The sequence below is a fragment of the Nitriliruptor sp. genome (assembly GCF_040882075.1).
GTDB lineage: Bacteria > Actinomycetota > Nitriliruptoria > Nitriliruptorales > Nitriliruptoraceae > Nitriliruptor.
On record NZ_JBBEBZ010000121.1, the window covers coordinates 1 to 3,269 of the forward strand.

Annotated in this window: 3 protein-coding genes; 2 read left to right on the plus strand and 1 reads right to left on the minus strand. The window is 69.8% G+C overall.

All coding sequences use genetic code 11. The features are described 5' to 3' along the window. Positions 1–1,374: methylmalonyl-CoA mutase family protein (locus WEB03_RS07345; RefSeq protein ID WP_368070297.1), on the plus strand; the 1,374-nt coding region annotated here is incomplete at its 5' end. Between the two features lie 369 nt (positions 1,375–1,743). Then, positions 1,744–2,013: a hypothetical protein gene (locus WEB03_RS07350; RefSeq protein WP_368070298.1), complete on the plus strand. Its 270-nt coding sequence runs from the start codon at positions 1,744–1,746 to the stop codon at positions 2,011–2,013. Positions 2,014–2,374: 361 nt separating this feature from the next. Here the strand turns inward: WEB03_RS07350 and WEB03_RS07355 are convergent, their stop codons facing one another. Next, a complete protein-coding gene (locus WEB03_RS07355; protein WP_368070299.1) occupies positions 2,375–2,920 on the minus strand; it encodes a hypothetical protein in 546 nt (181 codons plus the stop codon). Positions 2,921–3,269: the final 349 nt, after the last annotated feature.

Consider the following 3,269-nt stretch of genomic DNA (forward strand, 5'->3'; position numbering starts at 1 on the left):
CCCGAGGCGGAGTTCGGCAAGGTCGTCGGGCGCATCTCGTTCTTCGTCAACGCCGGTATCCGGTTCGTCGAGGAGGTCGCCAAGATGCGCGCCTTCGTCGAGCTGTGGGACCGGATCACCCACGAGCGCTACGGCGTCGAGGAGCCCAAGTACCGCCGGTTCCGGTACGGGGTGCAGGTCAACTCGCTCGGCCTGACCGAGCAGCAGCCCGAGAACAACATCACCCGCATCCTCATCGAGATGCTCGGCGTGACCCTGTCGAAGGACGCCCGGGCCCGCGCCGTGCAGCTACCGGCGTGGAACGAGGCGCTCGGCCTACCCCGCCCGTGGGACCAGCAGCTGTCCCTGCGGATGCAGCAGGTGCTGGCGTTCGAGACCGACCTGCTCGAGAACGACGACCTGTTCGAGGGTTCGGTCGTGATGGAGCGCAAGGTCGACGAGCTGATCCAGGGCGCCACCGCGCTACTCGACCAGGTCCTCGACCTCGGCGGCGCCGTCGAAGCGGTCGACTTCATGAAGTCCGAGCTCGTGCGCTCCAACGCGCAGCGGCTGCGGGGCATCGAGTCCGGCACCCAGACCGTGATCGGTGTGAACGCCCACACGACCGACGAGCCGTCGCCGCTCGTGGACTCCGAGGGCGGGATCCTGCGGGTCGACGACGCCGCCGAGGCCGAACAGATCGCCCGGCTCGAGGCGTGGCGTTCCACGCGCGACGAGGCGGCGGTCACCGCCGCGCTCGACGAACTGCGCCGGGCGGCCGAAGGTGACGACAACCTCATGGCGGCGTCCATCGCGGCCGCCAAGGCTGGCGCCACGACCGGCGAGTGGTCGCAGGTGCTGCGCGAGGTGTTCGGCGAGTACCGCGGCCCGACCGGCGTATCGGACGGGGCCATGGCCTCCGGGGGCGACCTCGCCGAGAAGCTGGCCGAGGGCCGCCGCCGCGTGGCGGCCGTCGAGCAGCAGATCGGCCGTCGGCTCCGGATCCTGGTCGGCAAGCCCGGACTCGACGGTCACAGCAACGGTGCCGAGCAGGTCGCCATCCGCGCCCGCGACCTCGGCATGGAGGTCATCTACGAGGGCATCCGGCTGACGCCGGACCAGATCGTGCGTGCCGCCGTCGACGAGGACGTCCACGTCGTCGGCCTGTCGATCCTGTCGGGCTCGCACCTGGCGCTGGTCCCCCAGGTGCTCGAGGGCCTGGCCGCCGAGGGCCACGACGTCCCGGTCGTCGCCGGCGGCATCATCCCGCCCGAGGACGAACGCAAGCTCCGCGAGGCCGGCGTCGCCGCCGTGTTCACCCCGAAGGACTACGACCTCACCGGCGTCCTCGCCGACGTCGCCGAGCTCGTCGCCGCCCGCCTCCAACCCGCGTAGCTTCTTCCGCGGAAGAAGTAGCGCTTCCGCGGGGAGTGCAGCGGCCACCGCGGATCCGCCCTCAGGTGGTCCGTGCGATCGTGCACCGAGCCGACCGTGAGCAGGTCAGTCCGGTGCACGCTCCTCCCTCGGCCCAGCGATCGTGCACCGAGTCGACCGTCAGCAGGTCACTCCGGTGCACGACGCGGCCGCGCGACCACGGCGCACCGGCGTCCTCGCCGACGTCGCCGAACTCGTCGCCGTCCGCCTCCAACCCACCTGAGGGGCTGGGTCTGGCGCTGTCCACAGCGCCAGCCGGCTCCGGTGACCACGAGGGCGAGGGTGATGGCAGGGTGCCGCCACTTGTCCGCAGCTGACTCCGGAGGCACGATGGCCATCGACGAACACGCGCGTCATGAGCTGTACAACCAGCTGACCGATGTTCTGGGACCCGGACACGCGAGGACGCTGATGGAGCACCTCCCGCCCACCGGATGGGGCGAGATCGCCACCAAGCGTGACCTCGAGGTCGTCGAGCACCGGCTGGTCGCGACCCTGCGCGGCGAGATCACCGCACAGACACGGCTCCTGATCTTCTCCATGCTGGCGGTCCTGTTCGCGGCAGTCTCCCTCGCGTTCACCGCCGCGCGCCTCGGCTGAATTGGTTGTTCGACCGCAGCAGGTCGTGCGTGCGGGCGCGTCACGGCCACCGCGGACCCACCTGGGCTGGCCCGGCGACCGTGCACCGGGGTGACCGTCAGCGGGTCCCTGCGGTTCACGGTCATCCACCGGCCCAGTGGTCGTGCACCGTGCCAACCGTCAGCAGGTCAGGCCGGTGCACGACGCACGGATCGCGTTCACCGCCGAGCGCCTCGGCTGACAGGCTCGCTGGACCGGAGCAGATCGTGCGGACCGCATCCTGCCGGCCTAGCTTCTTCCGCGGAAGAAGGCTGTTTCCCGCAAGTGCAAAACGGTGAGGGGCGCCCAGTGGGCGCCCCTCACCGTTGATGTCCGCGTCGGGTCACTCGACGTCGCAACCGAACTTCTCGGCGTGCTCGGCGAGCTTCTGCTTCGCCTTGGCGTCGTCCTTCACCTTGCTGTGCGCGTTCTCGATGCCGTTGCAGGCGTTGTGGCGCTGGCTTGTGCTGCCCGACGTCACCGTGAGGTTCGCGGTGTCAGCCTCGTCACCGGCGGTCAACGTCCGGTACCCGAAGACACCAGCGACGCTCGTCGGCGCTTCGTAGGTGACGGCAGCGTGACTTGGCCCGCTCGTCGACGCGACGGTCGTCCACGTCCCCGCGCCCCCGTCACACGACTCCGCAGCGACGTGCGCGCCCTCGAGGACGCACCTCTGGATGGCCGCTTCCTTAAGATCCGCGGAGTCCTTCTGGAACGCCTCACCGGTGACTGTGACCGGGGTGTTCAACGCCACCGATAGGTCCGCTCCCAGTGCGGCATCGTTGAACTGGATCGATGGCGTGCGGTGGTGGGCGCCGGCGGTGCCGGTCAGAAGCCCGAGCGCCATCGTCGTGGCGAGGGCCGCGGTGAACAGCTTGCGGTGCTTCATGGTGTGTGCCTTCCCTGGCGCTCTCGCGCCTCGTGTTGGGAAGGTGTGTCGGTTTCGCCCCTGGCTCCCCGGTCAGCACGGCGACCAACTACCGCCGACCGGATCGAAGCCTCACACCTGGTGCTCACCGACCCCCTGTTAGACCGGCGACTGCGCACAACGTCGCGGCCGAGCCTGTGGCGAACCTGAAGCTCACGAAGGTCAGGACCCAGGTCCCTACTCGGAACCGGTCGCCACCGGGGTCCTGACGTGGCATCAGCGCCACGTCAGGACCCCGGTACGCGCCGACTCATCCACTCCCAAGAGGATCAGGAACCGCCTCCGACCGGTCGCAGCGCCGTTCTAGGCT